The 24,221-nt window shown below is 38.3% G+C and carries 23 protein-coding genes; 9 read left to right on the top strand and 14 right to left on the bottom strand.

Annotated elements, in window-relative coordinates; genetic code table 11:
* The first annotated feature begins 93 nt into the window (after positions 1-93).
* The 5 genes from lrgA (at position 94) to C7N65_RS03695 (ending at position 2,870) form a co-directional block, all read left to right on the top strand.
* Positions 94-555: an antiholin-like murein hydrolase modulator LrgA gene (lrgA, locus tag C7N65_RS03715; protein ID WP_105993133.1), complete on the top strand. Its 462-nt coding sequence runs from the start codon at positions 94-96 to the stop codon at positions 553-555.
* Positions 552-1,253: an antiholin-like protein LrgB gene (lrgB, locus tag C7N65_RS03710; RefSeq protein ID WP_105993132.1), complete on the top strand. Its 702-nt coding sequence runs from the start codon at positions 552-554 to the stop codon at positions 1,251-1,253. The genes lrgA and lrgB overlap by 4 nt, the downstream gene beginning before the upstream one ends.
* Positions 1,254-1,579: 326 nt before the next feature.
* Entirely contained in the window at positions 1,580-1,939 is a 360-nt protein-coding gene (locus C7N65_RS03705) for a DUF3147 family protein (RefSeq protein WP_105993131.1), read from the top strand.
* An 18-nt stretch (positions 1,940-1,957) separates the two neighbouring features.
* A complete protein-coding gene (locus C7N65_RS03700) occupies positions 1,958-2,320 on the top strand; it encodes a DUF3147 family protein (protein WP_105993130.1) in 363 nt (120 codons plus the stop codon).
* Between the two features lies 1 nt (position 2,321).
* Complete coding sequence (locus C7N65_RS03695) at positions 2,322-2,870, top strand: TetR/AcrR family transcriptional regulator (RefSeq protein ID WP_105993129.1); 549 nt, start codon at positions 2,322-2,324, stop codon at positions 2,868-2,870.
* Positions 2,871-2,964: 94 nt separating this feature from the next.
* On the opposite strand, the gene C7N65_RS03690 is transcribed toward C7N65_RS03695, so the two are convergent.
* The 6 genes from C7N65_RS03690 to C7N65_RS03665 all read right to left on the bottom strand — a co-directional run bounded on the left by C7N65_RS03690 (position 2,965) and on the right by C7N65_RS03665 (position 8,383).
* The gene (locus tag C7N65_RS03690) at positions 2,965-3,732 is read right to left on the bottom strand and encodes an alpha/beta hydrolase (protein WP_105993128.1); all 768 of its coding nucleotides are present in this window, start codon (positions 3,730-3,732) and stop codon (positions 2,965-2,967) included.
* A gap of 75 nt (positions 3,733-3,807) precedes the next feature.
* Positions 3,808-4,497, bottom strand: a complete 690-nt coding sequence (locus tag C7N65_RS03685) for an ABC transporter permease (RefSeq protein ID WP_105993127.1) — start codon at positions 4,495-4,497, stop codon at positions 3,808-3,810.
* Complete coding sequence (locus C7N65_RS03680; protein WP_105993126.1) at positions 4,497-5,441, bottom strand: osmoprotectant ABC transporter substrate-binding protein; 945 nt, start codon at positions 5,439-5,441, stop codon at positions 4,497-4,499. The genes C7N65_RS03685 and C7N65_RS03680 overlap by 1 nt, the downstream gene beginning before the upstream one ends.
* A gap of 33 nt (positions 5,442-5,474) precedes the next feature.
* The gene (locus C7N65_RS03675; protein WP_105993125.1) at positions 5,475-6,104 is read right to left on the bottom strand and encodes an ABC transporter permease; all 630 of its coding nucleotides are present in this window, start codon (positions 6,102-6,104) and stop codon (positions 5,475-5,477) included.
* Positions 6,104-7,339, bottom strand: a complete 1,236-nt coding sequence (locus C7N65_RS03670) for a betaine/proline/choline family ABC transporter ATP-binding protein (protein WP_105993124.1) — start codon at positions 7,337-7,339, stop codon at positions 6,104-6,106. Before C7N65_RS03670 ends, C7N65_RS03675 begins: the two co-directional genes overlap by 1 nt.
* A 447-nt stretch (positions 7,340-7,786) precedes the next feature.
* Positions 7,787-8,383 (bottom strand): YdeI/OmpD-associated family protein, encoded by a 597-nt coding sequence (locus C7N65_RS03665; protein WP_105993123.1) that lies wholly within the window; start codon positions 8,381-8,383, stop codon positions 7,787-7,789.
* 489 nt (positions 8,384-8,872) lie between these two features.
* Here C7N65_RS03665 and C7N65_RS03660 point away from each other — a divergent pair, with 489 nt between their 5' ends.
* Both C7N65_RS03660 and C7N65_RS03655 read left to right on the top strand, forming a co-directional pair.
* The gene (locus C7N65_RS03660) at positions 8,873-10,507 is read left to right on the top strand and encodes an APC family permease (protein WP_105993122.1); all 1,635 of its coding nucleotides are present in this window, start codon (positions 8,873-8,875) and stop codon (positions 10,505-10,507) included.
* Positions 10,508-10,583: 76 nt separating this feature from the next.
* Positions 10,584-11,963: a carboxylesterase family protein gene (locus C7N65_RS03655; protein ID WP_105993121.1), complete on the top strand. Its 1,380-nt coding sequence runs from the start codon at positions 10,584-10,586 to the stop codon at positions 11,961-11,963.
* A 29-nt stretch (positions 11,964-11,992) separates the two neighbouring features.
* On the opposite strand, the gene C7N65_RS03650 is transcribed toward C7N65_RS03655, so the two are convergent.
* From C7N65_RS03650 to C7N65_RS03630, 5 genes are all read right to left on the bottom strand, one after another.
* Positions 11,993-13,168, bottom strand: coding sequence for an MFS transporter (locus C7N65_RS03650; RefSeq protein WP_105993120.1), 1,176 nt, complete (start codon positions 13,166-13,168; stop codon positions 11,993-11,995).
* Between the two features lie 168 nt (positions 13,169-13,336).
* The gene (locus C7N65_RS03645) at positions 13,337-14,107 is read right to left on the bottom strand and encodes an ABC transporter permease (protein WP_105993119.1); all 771 of its coding nucleotides are present in this window, start codon (positions 14,105-14,107) and stop codon (positions 13,337-13,339) included.
* Positions 14,104-14,772: an ATP-binding cassette domain-containing protein gene (locus C7N65_RS03640; protein ID WP_105993118.1), complete on the bottom strand. Its 669-nt coding sequence runs from the start codon at positions 14,770-14,772 to the stop codon at positions 14,104-14,106. Before C7N65_RS03640 ends, C7N65_RS03645 begins: the two co-directional genes overlap by 4 nt.
* Positions 14,773-14,993: 221 nt before the next feature.
* The gene (locus C7N65_RS03635; RefSeq protein ID WP_105993117.1) at positions 14,994-15,782 is read right to left on the bottom strand and encodes a CPBP family intramembrane glutamic endopeptidase; all 789 of its coding nucleotides are present in this window, start codon (positions 15,780-15,782) and stop codon (positions 14,994-14,996) included.
* A 151-nt stretch (positions 15,783-15,933) separates the two neighbouring features.
* The gene (locus C7N65_RS03630; RefSeq protein WP_105993116.1) at positions 15,934-16,398 is read right to left on the bottom strand and encodes a DUF1307 domain-containing protein; all 465 of its coding nucleotides are present in this window, start codon (positions 16,396-16,398) and stop codon (positions 15,934-15,936) included.
* 332 nt (positions 16,399-16,730) lie between these two features.
* Here C7N65_RS03630 and ppx point away from each other — a divergent pair, with 332 nt between their 5' ends.
* Positions 16,731-18,263, top strand: coding sequence for an exopolyphosphatase (gene ppx / locus C7N65_RS03625; protein WP_199790654.1), 1,533 nt, complete (start codon positions 16,731-16,733; stop codon positions 18,261-18,263).
* Between the two features lie 193 nt (positions 18,264-18,456).
* Entirely contained in the window at positions 18,457-20,628 is a 2,172-nt protein-coding gene (locus C7N65_RS03620) for an RNA degradosome polyphosphate kinase (protein WP_105993114.1), read from the top strand.
* 78 nt (positions 20,629-20,706) lie between these two features.
* On the opposite strand, the gene C7N65_RS03615 is transcribed toward C7N65_RS03620, so the two are convergent.
* The 3 genes from C7N65_RS03615 to C7N65_RS03605 form a co-directional block, all read right to left on the bottom strand.
* A complete protein-coding gene (locus C7N65_RS03615; RefSeq protein ID WP_105993113.1) occupies positions 20,707-21,942 on the bottom strand; it encodes an acetylornithine deacetylase in 1,236 nt (411 codons plus the stop codon).
* A gap of 41 nt (positions 21,943-21,983) precedes the next feature.
* Entirely contained in the window at positions 21,984-22,769 is a 786-nt protein-coding gene (locus C7N65_RS03610) for a hypothetical protein (protein WP_158698099.1), read from the bottom strand.
* A 61-nt stretch (positions 22,770-22,830) separates the two neighbouring features.
* Positions 22,831-24,192, bottom strand: coding sequence for a gluconate:H+ symporter (locus C7N65_RS03605; protein WP_105993111.1), 1,362 nt, complete (start codon positions 24,190-24,192; stop codon positions 22,831-22,833).
* Positions 24,193-24,221: the final 29 nt, after the last annotated feature.

Here is a 24,221-nt window from a genome sequence, read left to right as displayed (position 1 = left end):
GTTTCTCGCATCTCATCGTGAAAAGGCACACAAACTAAAGTTTGTGTCCTAAACTATAGATAAGATATAGAAATGAACGGAGGCAGAAATGCTATGGAAAAATCAAAAACTGGCGCAAAACAAACAAGCAAAGCCCAAAAGACATATTCCTTTTTACATCAAGTCCTCGTCATCAGTGTAATTTTATTAATCTCAAAAATCATTGAGAGCTTTATTCCGATTCCAATGCCGGCATCAGTAATCGGTTTAGTACTGATGTTTATCGCATTATCCACAGGCATCATTAAACTCGGTGAAGTTGAAAGTGTCGGTACAGCACTTACAAACAATATCAGTTTCTTATTCGTACCCGCAGGTATCTCAGTAATCAACTCATTGGGTATTTTAAGCCAAAGCCCGATTCTAATCATCTTATTGATTATTATTTCAACGATTCTATTACTGTTATGTACAGGCTTTGTATCTCAAATATTAGTTAAAGGCGCACCATTTGCGCGCAAATCTGAAAAACATTCAGTTAAACGTCACAATAGAGTAGCGGAGGAACATGCATGATGGAACATTTAGGTATTAATACACCCTATTTCGGTATCTTGTTATCTGTGATCCCATTCTTAGTCGCAACATATTTCTTTAAGAAAACTAACGGCTTTTTCTTACTCGCACCGTTGTTTGTCAGTATGGTGTTCGGGATTGTCTTCTTAAAAGCCACAGGCATCAGTTATGAAAGTTATAAAATCGGCGGCGACATCATCAACTTCTTCTTAGAACCCGCAACAATTTGTTTCGCAATTCCGTTATATAAAAAACGTGATGTCCTCAAGAAATTCTGGGCTAAAATTTTCGGCGGTATTGCGTTAGGTACAGTTGTCGCATTATTTGGTATCTATGCGGTTGCTAAACTCTTCATGTTCGGCGGAGATATCGTCGCATCTATGCTGCCGCAAGCCGCAACAACTGCAATTGCCTTACCAGTTTCAGACGGTATCGGCGGCGTGAAAGAATTGACTTCACTCGCTGTAATACTCAACGCAGTTATTATTTATGCACTAGGCAATAAACTGCTGCGCTTCTTCCATATCGATAATCCGATTGCCAGAGGATTAGCATTAGGCACAAGCGGACACACACTCGGTGTTTCTGCAGCACAAGAACTAGGAGAAACCGAAACATCAATGGCGAGCATCGCGGTTGTGTTGGTAGGTGTGATTGTAGTCGCAGTCGTACCTTTCTTAGCCGGAATCCTAGTGTAACGACCTTTATTCCTACTACTATGATTCAAAGTCCTGAGGCATCAAATGGTCTTAGGACAAAACAGGAAGTTTTCATGGATGACATGAACAGCTTCCTGTTTTTTTGCTTAAAATGACTGTATCTTGCTTATAAAGTATTCATAAATTCACTGATATTTTTACTTAATAATATCTATTATTTATGTAAGCGCTTTAATTTAAAATTTTACCGAAATATTCATTTTGTATTAGTTTTTCCTGTTTACAATCACTGATCATCGTATTACACTATTACTAAACGAAACGTTTCGTTTCAGAATAAAATCAGATTGGGATGAGTCAAAATTATGTTCGGCATTTCTTTAGTCAGTTTAATGATACGTTTCATCTTCGGCGGCTTAGCTGTTGCTGCTGCTACCGTTATTGCTTCTAAACTTGGAGGCAAACTTGGAGGTATCTTCTCTACATTCCCAGCAGTTTACTTAGCAGCGCTGGTTACTTTGTCAGTCGACTTCCACGGTAAAGATTTAGTCTATGAATCAATACACCTTAGTGCAGGTGCAGTCATCGGTATTGTCGGCTGTATCATCAGTGTTGCTTTGACAGCTGTCGCTGTAAAACGCATCGGCTATTTGAAAGGGGCTGCCTTTTCAATTGGATGCTGGTTCGTTTTATCTTGTATCATTTTAGCGCTTAAACATATTTAATCGGAGGTTGAACAAAGAATGAAAATGCTATTGATTAAATTTTTAGCAGGCGGTATATCCGTTTCATTAAGTTATATCGTCTCTGTTATTATTCCTTGGAAAGAATTCGGCGGTATCTTTGCGGTCTTCCCTGCAGTCTTCTTGATTGCTTTGGTTGCATCAGGTATTCAATACGGAGATAAAGTAGCTGCACACGTCAGCAGCGGTGCCGTGTTCGGTATGACCGGTGTACTGTTCAATATTTTAGCTACTTGGTTAATGCTGGTCTGGACAAATAACTGGACACTTAGTATCCTAGTGGGAATAATCGTTTGGTTTTTAAGTGCGATTATTATCTTTGAAATAGTAGAGAAATTATCACATATGAAACGAGGTCATTAATATGGCGGGCAGACCAAAAGATCCTAAGATAAATATAAGGATTTTTGATGAGTTGGGGCGTATGCTTGCACACGAATCCTATTCATCGATTACGATAGATGAGTTAGCGGAAAATACACAGATTTCTAAAGCCACTATCTATCGGCGCTGGAAAGATAAAGACTCGATGATTATCGATATGTTTTTAAACAAAGTGCATGCGAACGTCGCGATATACGGCGAATTTTTCGATGACTTATATAAAATGCTTTTAAACATTACACATATCTATAAAACGCCTTTAGGCAGAGCAGTCATTCAGATTTTATTGACAAACGAAGAAAATGAATTACGTAATCATTTTATGGAAGATTATTTCAATCAATACCGACAAAAGCTTAAAAAGATTATTCAGCCTCACATCCCGGCTGAAGACCATGATATGTTTATTGATTTAATCTTCTCTCCAATTTATTTTAATATCTTAATCAAACCTGAAGCTTTAACAGATGACTACATTCATAAAATGTTATCAACAGTCATTAAAGCTTGGATGAAAGATGAATCCTAAAGCATTCGCATCACACTGCGAGTGCTTTTCTTTTATGCCATAAAAAACAGGCACACCTTTTAAAGGCATGCCTGTCTCATTAACATATCTTCGTTTATTTTCTATCTTCCATAAACCAATCTAATGCATACTTAATGGCTTTATCCCAATAAGCATAGTCATGTTTACCTTCACCGTCTACGAATTGATAAGGGACTTGTTTATCATCAAGATAATGAATAAAGTCTAAGTTATCTTGATATAAGTCATCTTCTGTACCGCACATGATTAATAATTTTGGAATATCAAACCCTTCTTTTAATGCTTGGTCTACTAAATAATATGGATCTAACTCTGTACCTCTGGCTTCTGTTTTTTCTCCAAGCAATGCTTTTTTAGAGAAATCGTACCAATCAATATTCATTAACCAGTCTGGTGTGAACACTGCAGATAACGGTGCAGCTTTTGAGAAACGGTCTGTTTGTGTCAAAGCATATTTGATTGTACCGAAACCGCCCATAGAATGGCCTGCGATAAAATGATCTTCGCGGCGTTTGGATAAAGGCAAGATTTGAAGTGCATAATCAAAGACTTCTAATACATAATCATAATAACTATGGCCGTATGCCATATTTGCATAACCGCTGTGATCGCCAGCCGGCATAATCACAGCAATTTGATGTTCTTTTGCATAACGTTCTAAACTTGTAAATCTTAAATAAGATGTTTCGTCACTTGATAAACCATGCAGCAGCAATAAAACTGGTAATTGTTTTGCGGGTGTTTGTGTTTCAAACTGTGTCGGTTCTTCTGGTAAAAATGCGTTGAAGCGTTGTTCTTTTCCTAATGTTTTTGAATCATAATTGACTTGCAGCCATGCCATAAGGCATCCTCCTTTAAATTAAAATATAAAAGGCACCGCAGCTTTTATTTCAAGTGCGGCACCTCTTTGTCAAACTTATGCGTCTACACCTTGCGGTTGCGGACCTTTAGGTTTTCTTTTCTTCACTGGATCTAAGCGTTTCTCTAAGAATCTTAAAATCACATCAATCAAGACTGCGATTAATGCAATCGGAATCGCACCCGCTAAGATAAATGTTGTGCCCTCTGTAGCGTTTGTACCGCGGATGATAATATCACCTAATGTCGGCGCACCGATAAATGAACCGACCGCTACAACACCAATCGCAACAACAAGTGCGATACGCAATCCGCCGATGATCACAGATAACGCTAATGGTAATTCAATCATACGCAAAACTTGATTACCTGTCATGCCCATACCCTTGCCTGCGTCTTTAATATTGTCGTCTACACCTAAAATACCTGAATACGTATTTTGGATAATCGGCAATAACGCATATAAGAATACTGTGAACACGACTGTGTTCGGACCTAAGCCCATCACTAACATCAGAATCGCTAACATAGCGATAACCGGTACAGTTTGAATAATGTTTGCGATAGTAATCACGGTTTTGGATAATTTACCGAAACGTGAAATCAGTATACCGATTGGAATACCGACAATCGCCGCAAAAATTACACCATACACGGACATTAATAAGTGCTGGAAGAAGAGTCCCCATAAATAGCCGGCGTTCAATGAATAATATTCAATCAGCTGTTGGAATAAATTACCTTTCATTATTTTTGCCCGCCTTTCTCATCATCAAAGTAATGATGTTTTTCTAAAAACTCTTCAGCTACGACTGCAGGTTCTTTACCTTCACCGTCTGCTTGATAGTTTAATTTCTGCATTTCTTTTGTCGTAATACGGTTTTCTAATTTTTCTAATGATTTGTCGATTTCTGGATGTTTCTTCAATAATTCATGTGTTGCGACTGGACTGGCATCATATGGCGGGAAGAAACGTCTGTCATCTTTTAATACTTTCAAGTCATATGCTGCGATACGTCCGTCTGTTGAATAACCTAATGCAACATCTAATTTTTTGCTTTTCAATGCGTCATATACTAAACCGATTTGCATCGGGCGTACAGTATCAAAATCGATACCGTATTCTTGCTTAAAGCCTGGATAGCCGTCACCTTTACGGTTTAACCAAGAACTATCCACACCAAGTCGTAATTCTTTTTCATGTTTCTTCAAATCAGAAACTGTATCTAAGTCATATTTCTTTGCAGTTTCTTTCGTTACCATAAAGGCATACGTATTATCGAAACCGTAAGAATCATAGAATTTTTGATTTAACTTTTTATCGAAACCTTCTTGCGTGACTTTCAATGCTTTTTTCGGGTCTTTAATCGGATCTTCGCCTAATGCCCCTACTAAGTCTGTACCAGTGTAACGTGTACCTGATACATTCGCATCGCCGTTCATCAACGCATTATGCTGAATCGTACTTGAACCCATGTTGTTGATCAACGTAGGTTTCATTTTGCCTTTCGTATCATGTTCAATCATTAATCGAACCATATGCGACATAATTTGCGACTCACTTGTTGCGAGAGAAGTGATTTGTACTGAATCATCATCTGCACGACCACCGCCTAAACCAGGCAGACTGCATCCAGATAATACAACAAGACAAGTCACCATCAGAATCAAGTAATATTTAATCTTTTTCATAAAGTTCCTAATGTCCTCCCTATCTGGATATTTTTAAGCTTTCAAGCCTTTTGGTACTGCCCATTTTTCTACTCCGCGTAATAAGTAGTCGACAATTAATGCTAATGCTGTTACTAATACAGCTGCACTAATAATCATGACTGGGTTGAATAAGTTCAAACCGTTGAAGACAAAGTCGCCAAGACCGCCTGCGCCTACGTAACTTGCCAGTGTTGCCCAGCTGATAACGTAAACACTAGATAAGCGGATACCGCTTAAAATCAACGGCAGTGCTAAAGGCAATTCAACGTCTTTCATCAATTGTAATTTTGTCATGCCCATACTGATACCTGCTTGGCGTACATCTGGGTTGATGTTTTGAACACCTAAAACTGTGTTATTCAGAATAGGCAGTAATACATAAATAAATAATGCAATAATTGCTGGTGTTTTACCTACACCGAAAATCGGAATCATGATTGCAAGTACTGCTAGTGTCGGAATCGTTTGCAAGACTCCGGCAACTGTTAAAATAATGCTTGCTAACTTCTTAGTTTTAGCTAATAAAATACCAATCGGCACTGCTACAATAATGGCGATTAAAAGCGCAACAATCGAAATATAGAAATGTTCGCCGGTTTTTTGAAGCAGTTCACCGCCGTATTCTTGAAGGAATTCTTTCATTATCGCTCAACTCCTGCATCCGACTTATCCTTATGGTCTAATTCAACGGGTGCATCTTTAATCCCTACACTTTCAGGGTCTTTTTCTTTGCTTTCTGCTTCTTGTTGCGCATTTTCAGCACCTTCGCCCCAAATACTGTCATACACAATATCAACTAAGTTCGCACGTGTGATTAAGCCGACAAGTCTGTCATTATCATCTACTACAGGTACATTACGTACGTTACGTTTTAAGATTGTACGCACTGTATCTTGCAGCTTGCTGTTGACATGAACACGATAAATATCGCGCTGCATTGTATCGATTAATTCTTGACGTTTACGCAATCCTTGGTTGATATCTTCGATATCTAAATAACCCAAGAATTTGTTTTGGTTCGTCACCACGAAAATCGTATCGATACGATGACGACGCATCACATCTACTGTGTGGTCTAACGTATCGTCCGCTTTTACTGTGATTGGTTTAATCATCGCATCTTCAACCGTACGCATATTCGGACGATCTTGGATTAAGCGGTTTTGACCGATGAAATCTCTGACGAAGTCATTTGCTGGATGACGTAAAATATTATCCGGTGTATCATATTGAACAATTTTACCTTCAGACATAATACAAATTCTATCAGCCAATTTAATCGCCTCATCCATATCATGTGTAACGAAGATAAATGTTTTGCCTAATTTCTGTTGAAGTTCTTTAACTAAATCTTGTAATGTATCACGTGTAATCGGGTCAAGTGCACCAAATGGTTCGTCCATTAAGATGATGTCTTGTTCTGCAGCTAATGCACGAACAACACCGATACGCTGTTGCTGACCGCCTGATAATTCAGATGGATAACGATCTAAGTATTCTTCCGGCAAGTCTACGAGCTTAATCAGTTCGCGCGCCTTCTTATCTTTTTTATCTTCCGGCCATTTCAACAACTTCGGAACCAAGACAATATTTTCTTTGATTGTCATATGCGGCATTAAACCGATTTGTTGGATAACATAGCCGATACTGCGGCGTAATTCTACCGCGTTCATCTTTCTGACATCTTTTCCATCAATCGTGATTTGTCCTTTCGTTGCTTCAATCATACGATTGATCATACGTAATGCAGTCGTTTTACCGCTACCGCTGGTACCGATAAATGCTACAAATTCACCTGATTGGACATCCAGCGAAATATCATTCACTGCTTTCTTGCCCCCAGGATATACCTTAGATAAATTTTTAATACTAAGCATTAAAGTAATTCCTTTCTTTATCGAATTTGTTTAACCCTAAGTAAGTTCTAAGTTGTATCAAAGAACATACAGCAAACAGCGTGTATCAATAATAATTACCAATAAAAAAATCACTTGCCCAATGTTTCAATAACTTACGGATAAGTTCCGGAACAAAGTCGCAAATGACTTGTTGAAAGCAGCAGGTGTCGTATTTCACCTTGACTACGTTATAATACAGCGCTGTTTAGAAGCGTCAGTTCTTTATGTGCATACAAATAATTATAATTTGTACTTTTGTTTTACTTGATTAATAGCGTACTTTTTAAGTATATCATAAACTATACCTTTTGGACGGATTTAAAGCGATTTTTTTTGAAAAATGTTTACATTATTTTCATTTTTGATAAATAATGACACAACTTCTCTATTTATCATTAAATAGCAGGGTTACCCTATTTCACTCCACTAATCATTCATGCCCTTGCCTGCAAGGATTTGTGCTTTGTATTTTTCAACACGCGCTTGTCTTGTCGCTTCACGTTTGGCTTGACCGATAAAATACATATATTGTCGTTGTCTTCCTGGTGTCAACTCGGAGAACGCTGCTTTAAGTTTTGGATCTTCATCTAAAGCCGCTTGCAAAGCATCAGGCATATCATATTCTTCCGTCTTCTTCATTGTTACTTTTTTAACGCTTTGTTCAATCTCGACCGCTTCATTCACATACGCTTCAATCATATCTGCTTCTTGTTTTATTGCTTCTAAAGATGTAAAACGCAATTGTCTTGCTGCTTGAACATTCTTCGTCTGCTGTATCAACTTCTGGTCTTTATCCTTTAATAGCGCTCCTTTATGAAAGAGCAATGCACAATAATCTTTGAATCCATGAATCAATACGACATTCTTTCCATTTAACGTATAACAAGGATGCATCCATTTATAGTCCTCAGTTAACGCTTCATTCTTTAAAATAATTTTTCTTAAAGCTTTATACTCATCCTTCCAATCTGTCGCACGTTGAAAAAATGCTTCGGCTTTTTCGTTTATTGTATTTTTTTCCATAGCTGTTCTCCTTTTTTATACCATCACAGGTGTAATATACCATAACCGTTTCTGCACAAATCTAATCCTTTATAAAAATTACACATTGCGTTTCATTTAACTGACTCAGAAATAATTTTTCACTTTTTTTATCAAGGTTTCTCAAACCCTTGATATGACTGAATTATTTAAGATATTAAGAACACTAATAAGTATTCACCATTACTTAATCGTTTTCAAAAAATGCATACTAACAATTCTATAAAAACCGTTATTACAACATCTTCCCAAACGCCATATACAAAATATGATTACATAACGTATTTTCATACATATTTATTTATAATTTCCAACTTAATAAAAAAATGTTGACGTGACTTCTAATATCAGTATAATGTTCTACCATGAGTGAAGTTTGCCTTGATTTAAATCAGAGCATCTTCTTTAATGCAAGATAAAAAAAGAGAACAAAGCATGCATCAAGCTTCTCTAAACTATAGGAGTTTTGTTATGGAACATAATCAAAGCGGTAAAATAAGTCTTTCGCAGTTGGTCTTGCTTGGGCTGGGTTCATTAATCGGATCCGGATGGCTCTTTGGTGCTTGGGAAGCATCTTCAGTCGCAGGACCAGCGGCAGTGATTTCTTGGGTCATTGGTTTTATTATCATCAGTTTAGTGGCCTATAACTATATTGAAGTTTCAGCAATGCTGCCCCAATCCGGCGGGATGAGCAACTATGCGCAATATACTCATGGTTCATTGCTCGGCTTTATTGCTTCATGGGCCAACTGGGTCGCATTAGTCACAATTATTCCGATTGAGGCAGTATCTGCTGTTCAATACATGAGTTCATGGCCTTGGGAGTGGGCCAAGTTCACAAGTGTATTAATGAAAGAAGGTACAATCAGTAATATCGGCTTAATCGCTGTTTACGTGATAATTGTTATCTTCTCACTGTTAAATTACTGGTCAGTTAAACTATTAACTTCTTTTACAAGTTTGATTTCATTCTTCAAACTTGGTGTACCTTTATTAACAGTTATCTTATTACTGTTTTCAGGCTTTCATCCTGAAAACTACGGACAATCATTAAGCGGATTCTTACCGTACGGAACTGCACCTATATTTGCGGCAGTTACAGTTTCAGGTATTATCTTCTCATTTAATGCTTTCCAAACCATCATTAATATGGGATCTGAAATTGAAAAGCCAGAGAAAAATATCTTACGCGGTATCGTTATCTGCTTATCTTTAACAGCATTGCTTTATGTCGTACTGCAAAGTGTATTCATTACATCTATGCCTGAAAGTATGCTGGCTGATAAAGGTTGGAAAGGTATTCAATTCGATTCTCCTTTCGCTGACTTAGCCATCTTGTTAAATCTGAATTGGTTAGCAATCTTGTTATACATTGAAGCATTCGTATCACCATTTGGTACAGGCGTTTCTTTCGTCGCTTCAACAGGTCGTGTACTCAGCGCTATGGAAAAGAACGGTCATATTCCGAAAATACTCGGACGTATCAACAAGCAATATAATATTCCGCGTGTAGCCATTGCGGTCAACGCTGTCTTAGCCATGATTATGGTGACCCTCTTCAGATCTTGGGGTACGCTTGCGACTGTTATCGCAACTTCAACATTGGTTGCCTATCTGACTGGACCGACGACTGCTGTCGCATTCAGAAAGATGGGACCTAAATTGCATCGTCCGTTCAAAGCACGTTTCTTAAAAATTGCTGCGCCGTTATCCTTTGTGATGACATCGCTCGCAATTTATTGGGCAATGTGGCCGACGACTGCCAAAGTTATTTTTATCATCATCCTAGGTCTCCCAATGTATTTCTATTATGAATATAAACTCAATTGGGAAAATACACGCAATCAATTACGCGGCAGTCTCTGGCTGATTATTTACTTGCTTGTCCTTTCAGGACTCTCCTTTATCGGAAGCGAAGACTTTAACGGCATCAACTTAATCCATTATCCTTTCGACTTTGTTGTAGTAATTGTAGCAGCACTGGTCTTCTATAAAATAGGTATCGGCAGCTACTTTGAAAGCAAGTACTTTAAAAACGCTGTTGAACTTAATAAGACACTTGAAGAAGGCATTTCAAACCAAGAAAAAACGAAAACAAAAGCATAAAATGTACAGCCGATCTGATTCAATTCAGGTCGGCTGTTTCTTTTTATGGTATGTTAATTCAAAAGGAGGCTAATTCATGATACATATTACAAGACAGACCCAAGCAGGCACCATCGTCGGACTTTTAGAAAATCAATGTGAAATCTTTCGCGGCATCCCTTATGCTTATCCGCCAATACAGCAGCGCCGCTTCAAACATGCAGAATTACTGACCCAATGGCACGATGTTCTGTACGCTTTAGATTTCAAAAGTATTCCTCCTCAGCCATACAATAAGCTCGAAGCCTTTTTCTCAACACAGCCAAAACAAGCCAATGTCCCGAGCTTGTCATCCCAAAGCGAAGATTGTCTGTATTTGAATCTATGGCGGCCTCATCACGCTCATCAGTCATCTAAACTGCCGGTCATGATTTGGCTGTATGGCGGCGGTTATATCAACGGGCATGGTTCAGCTGAATTATATGACCCTCAAACCTTTGCTCAGCAAGAAAACGTGATTGTCATTACTTTCAATTACCGTTTAGGTCCGCTCGGTTATTTGAATTGGGAAACATTAGACCCTGAATTAGACGGTAATTGCGGCTTATCTGATCAATATGCTGTTTTACAATGGGTACATCGCTTTATTGAAGCTTTCGGCGGAGATCCGAACAACATTACTTTATGCGGACAATCTGCAGGAGCTATGAGTATCCAAGCTTTAATGCATGTAACAAAAGCACAACCGCTCTTCCATAAAGCAGTTATGATGAGCGGCACATTAAGTTTAGACAGTGTTGAGGACAGCCGTATAAAAGCACAACATTTTGCCCAAATTATGCACAAGCGTTATCAAACAAATCATCCGTCTGCACTTTCAACAACACAAATCATGGCTTGTATGGAAGAGGATTTAACAGCACGCGGACCTTCTAAAGGTTTAGAACTGGTCTATCAGCCTTTCTTTGATGCGGCTACAATGACACAGCATATTCCAAATCAATGGCCGGTACTTGCTGGTTATACTAAGTGCGAAGGTGATTGCTATATCAGAAACGAAGCACGCAAACTTAAACCAGAACAATTCCTAAAAGCAATGCGCACCAATCATGTCATTGTGGATACGAATCGATTTGCGATTGAAACCGGCAAAGGACAAGCACAAGCTATCACCCACTACATTTTCAAGCAGCCTTTATTAAAGTGGCTCAAACATTACGACAATCCTAATCAATGGCTGTATCGGTTTGACTGGCTGGATGCATCCCAGAATCAATTCAAATCGCCTTATCATATATTAGACGTCATCTTTTGGTTAGGACAAACACCTATCTTAAAAGCACATCATGTACCGCTCACCGATGATGTGAAACAAACTATGCATACGATGATGACTGCTTTAGGAAGATTTGTCAGAGAGGATAATCCTGCGTTTGAACCTTATACTCAAAGTACTACGCCCTACCTATTTAAATAAGCGCAAAAAAAACGCTTAACCATTTTTAGTTAAGCGTTGATTTTTGTATTCGGCTTTTGTGTTTGTTTGATACTTAATACGATTAAGATAATCGCAATACCTAAAATACTAGAACTGTAGGCAACCGCATGCACACCGATATTAGAAACAATTAAGCCGCCGATCATACCGCCAGCTGCAATACCTGCGTTCAAGCTCGACATATTCCAGCTTAGTACTTGGCTTGCATCGCCTTCGACATGATCGATCAAACCGCTTTGTACAGCCGGGTTGGTACTCCATTCCATAATGTTCCAGATAAAGATAATAGCCACTAAAATAATAGAATGCGAAATAAACCAATTGACCGCTGCTAATGAGACTGTAAAACAGATAGCCGCAATCAAGAGCCACGTCTTGCTGGTTAATTTATCTGCCAAGAAACCGCCCATCGATGTTCCTAGTGTACCAGCAACACCATTCACAAGCAGAATCATAGAAACAAATCCGATATCATACCCATTTGTCAGCATTAACGGGTTGATATAAACAAAGGTAATCGAGTTCGCAGTTAATAAAATAAAAGTGACGCCTAAATATTTAATGACTTCCGCACGATTTAATATGTGATAATTTCCTGAGCGTCCTGAAGGTTGGGCTTGCTTTGGCAATAATTCATCTTGTGTCGGTAAATATTTCATCATCAGCACTGCGGCTATGATACTTACCGCAATGATAAAGACAAATGTTGCACGCCAGCCAAGCCACCCGCCGAGCATTGTGCCGATTGGAACACCGAAAACATTGGCACCGCTGAACCCAGAATAAACAATACCGATCATTTTCCCGCGGTTTTCAGGTGCCGTCAGCATCGCAGTCAGTGCTAGAATTTTAACGATAATCAAAGCAGCAGCTGCTGAAGAGATAATTCTGCCTATAATCAATAATGTGAAATTCGGCGACACCGCAATCAATGCATTGCCGACCACAAACACCGCAATCGTCCATAGCAGTACCGCTTTTGCGTCAAAACGGTTCGTAGCTTTTACTAAAATAGGGCCGCATACCGCAAAGGTTACCGCATATAATGTGACTAACTGCCCAATCCAAGCTTCTGATACATGCAAGTCATTGCTCATTAAGTTCATGATACCTGCGACCATCATTTCGACCATACCTACGATAAACACACTGATAATAAAAGTAAAAATTCTCATGACTGACATATGTATGCCTCCTTTCTCTCTCTTTCATTCTTTTTACTAATTATTTCAACCTTACCATTATAGTAGAATTGAAAAGATATTGTAAGTGTACAAAATTAATTTGTTCTTTTCAGAAAAAAAGAAGACAGTCTTTCGGATGGTTTCATCTAAAAAACTGTCTTGAATGTATTAGTCTTCATTATCCAGCATACTGCCGATAAGCTGATGACGACTGTTAAAGAATTGTTTGTAACTTAAATAAGTTGCGATGAGTGCGGTCATGATAGTTGCCGTTGTATGTATGAAGACAACTAAAAGCTGGAATTTGATGGCTTGAAGCGGATCTACCCCGCTGATAATCATACCAGTCATCATACCTGGAATCGAAACCAGACCATAGGTTTTCACTGAATCAATGGTTGGTACAATCGCTAACTTGATACTTTCTCTTACCGCTGATTTAGATGCAAGTTTCGGTGTTGCGGCTAATGCCAGCTTGCATTCAATCGTACCGTATTCTTTCACAAATGCACGGTCTAAATTCTGATATGCAAGGTTGATTGCAATCAGTCCGTTATTAGCAAGCATCCCTGCGATTGGAATCAATTCGTTGCCTGTAAAATCAATCGCACCGACCAGTACGATAACCGTTAAAGGCAGTGCAGTTCCGATAAAGATAGAAACAAATGAAATCCAAAAGACATGATGCATCACTTTAGAGGCACGGCTAATGGTATTCCATGATGCGTTAATTATAATAATTAAAACGAATAAGATTAAAATCCATGGTTCATCCAAATCGAAGATAAAATGAAGGATGTAACCTAAAATCACTAATTGAATCACTGCACGAATCGAAGCGATAATTAAATCTTTGGCAATGTTCAATTTTTCTTTAATAGAAATTGCAATGGGGATGATTAATAATAATGCGGTCAAACACAACGCTGTTGTACTCATACATCAACAACCCCCTTCTTCTCTTTGTTCACTTTGCCGTCGACAATATCGACACGTCGATCAAAGTGTTTCATACTTTGGTCATAACTATGCGTAATCCATAAAATAGAGACGCCTTCTTCTTCAGCCAAACCAAAAATGACGTTTTCTGCTTTTTCAGTATTATCTGCATCTAAAGCACTCGTTGCTTCATCTAACAATAAAACGTCAGGTATGTACATCAATTGGCGTGCAAGACAAATACGCTGGCGTTCACCGCCTGATAAGAACTCAACATTCGTATCTAAGTCATAGCGCTCTAATCCAAACTCAGAAAGCAGCTTCAATGCACGTTTTTTATCAAATTTGTCATTTCTCGCTATAGATGGAAATTCTAAGTTCTCACCGATAGTATGATCAAATAAATCTGTTTGTTGCGGCAGATAACTGATTTGTTCACGCAAAGTTTCTGGTTCATACTCAGAATACGCTTTGTTGTTATAAAGCATTGTCCCACTTGTCGGACTGATTAAATCACACAACAAATGAAACAGCGTACTTTTACCGCTGCCTGATGGACCGACAACAGCTATTTTTTCGCCTTTTTGCACCGTTAAATTCAAATGGTCGATAATCAGACGTTTATCTGCTTTATAGCACACATCTTTTAGTTCTAAAATTGCCATAGTACTGCTCCTTTTCTTCAATATCCTCCCTACTTTGATAGGGCTAATAACTTTACTATTCCCTTTAACTTCTAATTTAACATATCCGTATTTTAAAATGTATGACAATTCAACAACGGCAATTACCTTATAACTAAGACATCAGCTGATTCATTTACTTCAAGATGTACGCTATTACCTGGGAAATAACATATAAAAAAAGCCGATACTTTTGTATCAGCTTAACCCATGTGATTCATCATATATTGTCCGACAATCCCAATGAATCCTATACCATTGATCATCATATGAAAGGCAATAGAAACTGCCACATTGCGTTTAGCATACATATAGACAAATACCAATGCTCCAGCCATAATCGCATACACACCGAATTCAAACGGTGATGTTGCTTGTGTTACATGAACACCGGCAAAGACTAAAACAGATAATACAGCACCGGTAATATAACCGAGCTTTTTGCCGAGTTCATGAATGATTAAATGACGAAATATTAGTTCTTCGATAATCGGCGTTAAAATAACGATATCAATCAATAACACCGGCCAAGCAATCGGGAAATCAAACAGTTGTATTAAAATTAATTGATTTTGTGTGTTATCAAACTGCAAGTGTTTTGGAAGCAATAACATTAAAGCACCATATATACCTTGCACCACTGTCATTGCTATATATGTAAGAATCAGTACCCAAATATACTTTTTAACTTCTTTAATTCTTTTAATTGCAAGGGGCTTAATATAGGTACGATGCATGAAATAAAAAATCACCAGTGTCACGATTTGTCCGATTACACTGCCGATGACATTAAAGAATACTAACGTCGATTTAGAGATGGTCCCGAATTGGGATTCATAAATCATGCGCAGCGGTATCATCACTAATGCGATGATAATAGGCATTCCGATAAAGAATAAAGGAATGAGCCAAAAGTCTCGTTTCATAATACGCTTAGATTGATAAGGATTATTCATCGGTTCTTTTTGTATATTTTTTGTTTGGTCATGCATAGTTTCACCTCTTCCTCTCTCTTGAAATGACTGTTTCAAATCAAAATTATAGCATATTCAGCCACAAACAAATGTAATAATCATGTAAAGCAAAATAGAAAACAACACCTGATGGCTGTATCAGATGTTGTAAATTTTAATACATATTGTATTATTCCTGATCATTCAAAGGCTTTTTCACTTTAAAGCCGGCTTTCTTCAGTGAACGTTCTACTGCTTTGACATCCACATAATCTTTGCCGGATTTCGGTCCTGTAACCCCCATCGTATGTGCCAACTTATCTAAGTCTGCTTTTTTATAATCAATGTCGACTTTTTGAACAGCTTTGTCATCTTTAATTGATTTGCTGTATTGAATACCTTTTTGACCTTTATAGACTTGTTCTTGCTTATCTAAGATAGCTTTCGCATCTTTCTTAGTAAGACCATTGGTATCATAACGAATCGTCATAATCATGGATTGTTTGACCATTTTATCGCCTTTATAGGTAAGTGTGTCAATCACATCTGCACCTGATAAATGGCCTTCATACGTTTTGGATTGTGCTTTATCACAAGCAGCTAAGACGAAAATACTCATGAATAATGCCCCTAATAACAATAACCCGCGTTTCATATTATTCCTTCTCTCTGTGCTATTTAATAACCTTATTATAGCACCCTTCTGATTAAATCATGTATAGTATACTGCCATTATTCTTTATCTATTAAAGTGTCCCCTATTTCTTTTTAAATACAATGAATTTTAATTGCGATTTCGTCTATACAGTTAATGTGGAAAGCGATGCTTTGTGATAAAATTAAAGTGAAGAATAAAGTGTAACACTTCATGTCCGACAAGGCATTAAGCGTTCTCATTTTCTAAAAGAAGGAGTTAGTTCTATGATTCTGCCCGCACGCAAATTAATAAGTCGTATCCTAGCTTCTTCCAAGCAATCAGAGGGGGTTATTATGAAACGCATCGGATTAATAGATATCGGTTCCAACACAATCAGACTTGTCGTGTTTGAATACGATAACAAAACAGGCCTTTCAGAAATTCAAAATATCAAAACACCAGCACGTTTAAGTCAGTACTTGGAAGATGACTTAACAATGAATGACGAAGGAATTGAAGTACTGATCAGTTCCTTAGAAAGTTTTAAAAAGGTGGCAGATGCTTATCACGTAGATGAATTGCATCCTATCGCAACAGCTGCGATCCGCCAATCGAAAAACCAAAGCGAAATTTTAAAACGCGTAAAGAAAAAAATAGGAATGAAATTATCTGTCGTTCCAGAATTAGATGAGGCCTACTACGGCTTTTATGCCATTATCAATTCTACAGATATCGTCAATGGTTTATCTGTGGATATCGGCGGGGGCTCTACTGAAGTCACGCTGTTCAAAGATAAAGAACTGATTCATTCGCACAGCTTCCCATTCGGTGTCGTAACTTTATCACGCAAGTTCTTTGCGGACAAACCGCATAATGATAAAGATGCGATTAAAAAGATGCAGAAGTTTTTAGAAAAAGAATTCAGCTCATTAGATTGGATCAATAATAAAGAAGTGGCATTAGTCGGTGTCGGCGGTTCAGCACGTAACGTTGCTCGTATCCACCAATCTGAAGTCTCTTACCCTATCGGCGGTGTACACTGCTATACAATGACCGGCAAAGATTTAGAACAAGTCTTCGAATTGATTAAAGACAGTTCAAGAGATGATTTAACGAACCTTGATGGTTTAAGCCGCGACCGTGTCGACATAATTTTACCAGCGGTTGCTGTGTTCAAATCTCTGTTCAAACAAGTCGAAGCTACACAATTCACTTTCTCTCGAAAAGGTTTGCGTGAAGGCTATGTTATGCATCAGCTCAACCAAAAGTTTCCTGATGCGTTCGACCGCTTCAACGTGAGAAACCGTGCACTGTATCAGTTATCGAACACTTATAAGCACGAAGGTGTCGGTGCGAAACAACGTGTAGTACTCGCTGAAGCTTTATTAGAACAATTAATAGACAAAGATATTATTACGTTATCAGAAAAAGAACAAAAGCTCTTTAAACAAGCTGCTTATATCTATTACTTAGGCCGCTTTATCGATTCAGACTCAGGTTCGCAGCATACGTACTATATCATTTCCAATTCAATGATAGATGGCTTCAACCACCACGACCGTGTACAACTTGCATTGATGGCCAGCTTCAAAAACAAAAGTTTATTAAAATTCTATAATGATGAAACAGGATGGCTCGACAACGATGCACTCAGCCATCTGCAGTCGCTTGGCGGCATCTTGAAATTTATCGACGCTTTAAATGTTTCGCATACGAATCCTGTCAAACGTATCGAGCTTGTGAAAGACGGCAAAGATGAATATACCTTGTATGCTTATCATACGGATAATCCGATTGCGGAAGAATATCAAGCCAATCGTCAAAAGAAACATCTTGAAAAAGTATTAAAAGGCAAAGTATCTATTAACTTTACAAAAGCTTAACATTTATATGTTACGTTATTATATGGATGTTTATGGAATTTTAAGTATTTGCATACAATTGTTTATAATTTTCAATTCATTGAGCTTAAACATTCATCACTTTTAATCGAATTAAACTTGTTGCAATCAATGTAGTTTGTAATTTAAATTTTTATTCATAAAAAGTCTATTTATTTACCATGGGGTGGTCATTATGGAAAATCAAGTCATTGAAAAAGATCTTAACAAACCAAAGTATTATAATAACCGAGAATTAAGCTGGCTCGATTTTAACTATCGTGTTTTGCAAGAAGCAAGCGACAAAACTAATCCTTTATTAGAACAACTCAATTTCGTTGCAATCTTTGCGTCAAACTTAGATGAGTTCTTTATGGTTCGTGTTGCCGGTTTGCAAGACCAAGTTAAAATGAATTTCAACAAGCCGGAAAACAAATCTCAAATGACACCTAAAGAGCAATTAGATGCCATTAAAGAGAAAAACACACCGCTTGTCGACAAACAGTATGAACGTTACAACGAATTAACGAAAAACCTGCAAGAATACAATGTATTTACAACAAAGCCGCAACATTTAAGCGAAGCTTTACAAGATAAGTTAGAGCAAGAATTCAAATACAATATCTTACCGACACTGACACCGCTTGGTATCGACGCATACCATCCATTCCCTAAACTTGTAAATAAAAGCTTAAACATCTTTGTGGAATTGGATACAGATGAATCGACAAACACTGCAATTGTTCAGATTCCATCATTAATCGACCGCTTTATCATTCTTAAAGAAGATGACAGCGAAAAACAATATGTAGTCATGGTAGAAGATGTCATCGATTATTTCATCGAATACCTCTTCCAAGGTTATGACATCCGCAAAACGTTTACTTTCCGTATTACACGTAATGCCGATTTAACAATTCATGAAGACGGTGCTGAAGACTTGCTTATCGAAATCGAGCGTTTCTTGAAAATGCGTAAAAGCGGTTCTGCCGTACGTTTAGAAGTAGATGCACGTAATGCAAATGAACTTGATATTGAAGGTTTGAGAGAACAATTAGAAATCCAAGAAAACGATGTTTACTATGTAGATGGACCATTAGATTTAACTATGGTATTCGGTTTAGTCGGACGTCTGTCTTCTCAACTCAATAACTTGCGTTATGACCGTTATACACCGCAAATCCCTGAGTCGCTAGGATACAATAACATTTATGATTTAGCATTAAAACGCGATATTTTCTTCCACCACCCTTACGAATCATTTGAACCGATTGTGGATTTTATTCGCGAAGCTGCTGAAGATCCGGATACTATTGCGATTAAACAAACATTATATCGTGTAAGTAAAGACTCTCCAATCATCAAAAGTTTGAAACATGCGGCTGAACAAGGAAAACAAGTCACTGTGCTGGTTGAATTAAAAGCACGTTTTGATGAAGAAAACAACGTACATTGGGCACGTATGTTAGAGGATGCCGGCTGCCACGTTATTTACGGCATGACACATTTAAAAACACACAGTAAAATCACTCTAGTTGTAAAACGCTTAAAAGGCCAATTAGTTCCATTCGTACACTTAGGTACAGGCAACTATAACGATAAAACCGCTGAAATCTATACAGATATGGGTATTATCACAACTGATAAAGGTATTGCAGAAGATGCGATTAACTTCTTCAACTACTTAAGCGGTTATTCAATCAAACCGAATTATAATGAATTGATTGTGGCACCTTTTGATATTCGCGATGTCTTTGTGGAACGCATTGATACTGAAATCAAAAACCATAAAGAACACGGCAATGGCCACATCATTATGAAAATGAACTCATTAACAGATAAAACAATCATTAAAAAGTTATTTGAAGCATCTCAAGCAGGTGTGAAAATTCAGTTGATTATCCGCGGTATCTGCTGCTTGAAACCAGGTGTACCAGGTGTCAGCGAAAATATCCAAGTCGTAAGTATTGTAGGACGTTTCTTAGAACATTCTCGTATTTATTACTTCCATAATAACGGCGATGAGAAAATCTATTTATCATCTGCAGATGCAATGACACGAAACATGATTAAACGTGTAGAAATTCTCTTCCCGGTTCATGATGCAAAAATCAGAGAACGTTTGCTTAACTTCTTAAACTTGCAGCTTGCTGATAATCAAAAAGGACGTTATCAAGATCAAAACGGCGTATATCATTACGTTAACAATAATCAATTACCTTTGAACTCTCAACTTTACTTGATGCATCAAGCAATTGAGCTTGCTAAAGCAATCAAACATAAATCACCATTAACAGAGAATCGTCCTCAAAGAACATCTAAACCGCGCCGCAACTGGATTTCACGTTTAAAAAATTCTTTTAAATAATTCAGTCTTAATTCATATTAAATCAGCCATGATGTCAGAAATACCGGCATCATGGCTTTTTATTATGCTTATATGAATTTATGCTTGCTTAGGATCTTGGTACCATGCTTTTAAAAACTCGAACAATACTTCACTATATTGGGTTAAATCTGATTGTCTGATTTTCTCATCGACACTATGCGCTTCTGTCAGTTCGCCCGGTCCATACAAAATCGTAGGAATACCGAAGTCATCTAACCATCCTCCATCGGTTACAGTCGTCGACATCCCTGCTTTTAAAGGACTGTGATGTACTGTTTCATGTGCTTGAGCCAACAGTTTAAAGCCTTCGTGTGATTGAGGCAATGTGAAGCTTGGGAAGATTTCACCTCGATCTTCAATCATCGACGTACCGCCCCATTCAAATTGCAGCGGATTTTGACAAAGCCATACATCTGCTTGTGCAACACGATTTAAGTACGTTTCGATTTCTTTAATCACTTCATGATAATCTTCATCCGGCAAGAAATGGACAGTCACCCATAAGCGGCATTCATCAGCGATAAAAGCTGGGTTTCGTCCGCCTTCAATCACAGCCGGATTAATCGTATTCGCACCAACAGGCATATCAGGATAACTTTTCATCACTGCCCAGTGCTGTTCTAATTCTTTTAAAGCCGTAATGATTTTAGCCATCTTTTCAATCGCACTTGCGCCGTATAAACCGCCGCCGGCATGCACCATTTGACTGCGTGCGCCATCATGAATGGTTTCTTTGCTTTGAACGGTAATCCAGCCTGTGACCACACCGCCTTGCCCTAATGCTTGGCTGTCGCTGGTATCCAGTACTATGGCTAAATCTGCTTTCGGACTCATTTCGCATGCATACTTCGTACCCGCTTCTCCGACTTCTTCGCCAACCACTGACTGTACGATAATATCACCTTTAGGCGAGAGGCCTTTTGCTTTTAATTGTTCCAGCACATAAAATAATGAAGCCACCCCGCCTTTCATATCACTGACACCGCGACCATATACAAAGTCACCTGACTTTGTTAATTCAAACGGAGGATATGTCCAATGCTTAGGATCTTCTACATTCGCCACATCCACATGACCGTTTAAAATCAACTTCGGCGCATCTGGGTCTGTTCCTTTTAATACACCTACGACAATACTGTCATTGTCATACATTTGTTTGCGCGCAACTTCAAAACCAAGATTTTCTAAATAAGTTTGAATTTCATCTTGCAGAGGATCAGTATTACGTGCCGGCGGACTTTCTGTATTATGTTCAACCAGCCATTTCAATAATTCAAAGTGCCGTTCTTCCATACATCTTGCACCCTTTCCGTAATTTATTTTGTCACTAAGCGTTACCCTTTATAACGTTTATGTAAATAGCGTTTGAACCCTTTCATTACCCACTCATGCACAACTGCTTGGCTGATACGATACAAAGGCCAAGGCAGTGTCGGTGTAAAGTGCAGTAAAAAGGTATACAGCTTATCCTTATCTTTCAAAAAGTAAAAAGCACCATCATCTTGAACAGTTTTAGCTAATATACTCTCTGGCAATAAACGCAGTTTAATCCCTTCGATGCCTTCCATCTCAACTTTATGCATTGCGATTAAAGGCTTTTTGAATCCGCGCAGATGAATCGCATAATCCTTTGACTGCTCATGCACATAAATCATTTTGAACGTAAGCTGTTTTAAATAGCTGGCATAACTTGTCAGTAACACTGAAGGCGATAATTCTTGCGACAAAGGCATCGCTTGTAATGAGGCAGCACGCTTTCTATAACTGTAACTATCCGGTATTAATGCCTCTGCCTCTATGATTTGTGCAGGTTGTACTTGATGTACAAAATGTGCAATCACTGCTTTCAAGGCTTTGATATCCCCATGCCATAACCCATCTCCGAACATTTCAGGCAAGACATTCAAAATTACAACTGTTTCATCATCTATCACTTGTTTCCAGTGCGTCAAATCCATATAATCGATGGCTTGATACTTTACTTCAGGTTCGCGCTGAATTGTTGACGTGCGATCATACAGCACAATTACTTCGCATGATCTTTGCCTTAATTGCTGAATCAAATATTGCGCAAATAACGAAACGCCTTCTACCATTACCACTTTTGTCATGACTGCCACCTCTCTCCTCTTTACTATAACAAAAAAGCACGACACCCCGCGGCACCGTGCTTGTTGTCTATCAGACAAACAGACTTAAGAATAAGATAAAGATGAGACCTGAAACTGAAATAATTGTTTCAAGCAATGACCATGTTAAGAACGTTTCTTTAATCGTCAATCCAAAGTATTCTTTGAACATCCAGAAACCAGCGTCATTCACATGAGATAAAATCACACTTCCGGCACCAATCGCTAACACAACTAAAGCAACATTGACGTCGCTTGCTTGTAATAGCGGCAAGATAATACCAGTAGTTGAAATCGCCGCCACTGTCGCAGATCCTAATGCAATACGCAATACCGCTGCGACGAGCCAAGCAAGTAAAATCGGAGACAACGTAGAACCTTCGAACATTTTAGCGATTGTATCACCGACACCGCCGTCAATTAATACTTGTTTGAAAGTACCGCCGCCGCCGATAATCAGAATCATCATGCCGATTGGATAAATCGCATCAGTGACAGAAGTCATGATTGCTTTATTTTTACGACCTTGCAAAATACCCATTGTCAACATCGCAAATAATACCGCAATCAACATTGCTGTATCTGCAGTACCAATGAAGTTGATAATACCTGCAAACACGTTTTTAGAGTGGTCGACGTTGCCAGTCGCAAGCTGTACAATCGTTGCGATAAGCATCAAAATGACTGGCAAAGTCGCTGTTAATACACTGATACCGAAGCCTGGCAGTTCAGAAGGTTTGAATTCTTTTTGTGCACCTAATGAAGAAATATCGCCTTCTCTTGTATAAGCAGACGGTGTTAATTTTTGTGCAAATTTACCGAACACAGGCCCTGCGATAATCGTTACAGGAATCGCAATAATGAAACCATATATTAAAACTTCCCCTAATGATGCATGAAGTTCTTTCGCAATGACAACCGGACCTGGATGCGGAGGCAAGAAGCCGTGTGTAACGGATAATGCCGTAATCATCGGCAAGCCGATTTTAAGCGGTGATACTTTTGTACGTTTTGCGAGTGTGAATACGAGCGGAATTAATAATACTAATCCCACTTCAAAGAACAATGCAATACCGATGACGAAGGATGCGACTACCATCGCCCATTGCACATGTTTCTCCCCGAACTTTTCAATTAAAGTATCCGCAATACGTGTCGCACCGCCCCCATCAGAAAGCAATTTACCTAATATTGCACCTAAACCAAAGATAATGGCGATGTGGCCAAGCGTACTGCCCATTCCTTTTTCAACTGTTTCTACAACTTTGTCTAACGGCATACCTAACAGGACTGCTGTAATCATTGAAGTAATAATCAATGCGATAAACGTATTGAGTTTTAATACAATGATCAGTGCTAATAAAATTAAAATCCCGATTACAACTGTAATTAATGGCCAAATTTCTCCAAACATAATTGTCCCTCACTTTCGTTATGAGTCTT

The sequence above is a fragment of the Staphylococcus simulans genome (assembly GCF_002994445.1).
GTDB lineage: Bacteria > Bacillota > Bacilli > Staphylococcales > Staphylococcaceae > Staphylococcus > Staphylococcus simulans_B.
This window is presented reverse-complemented; position numbering and strand designations above follow the sequence as displayed.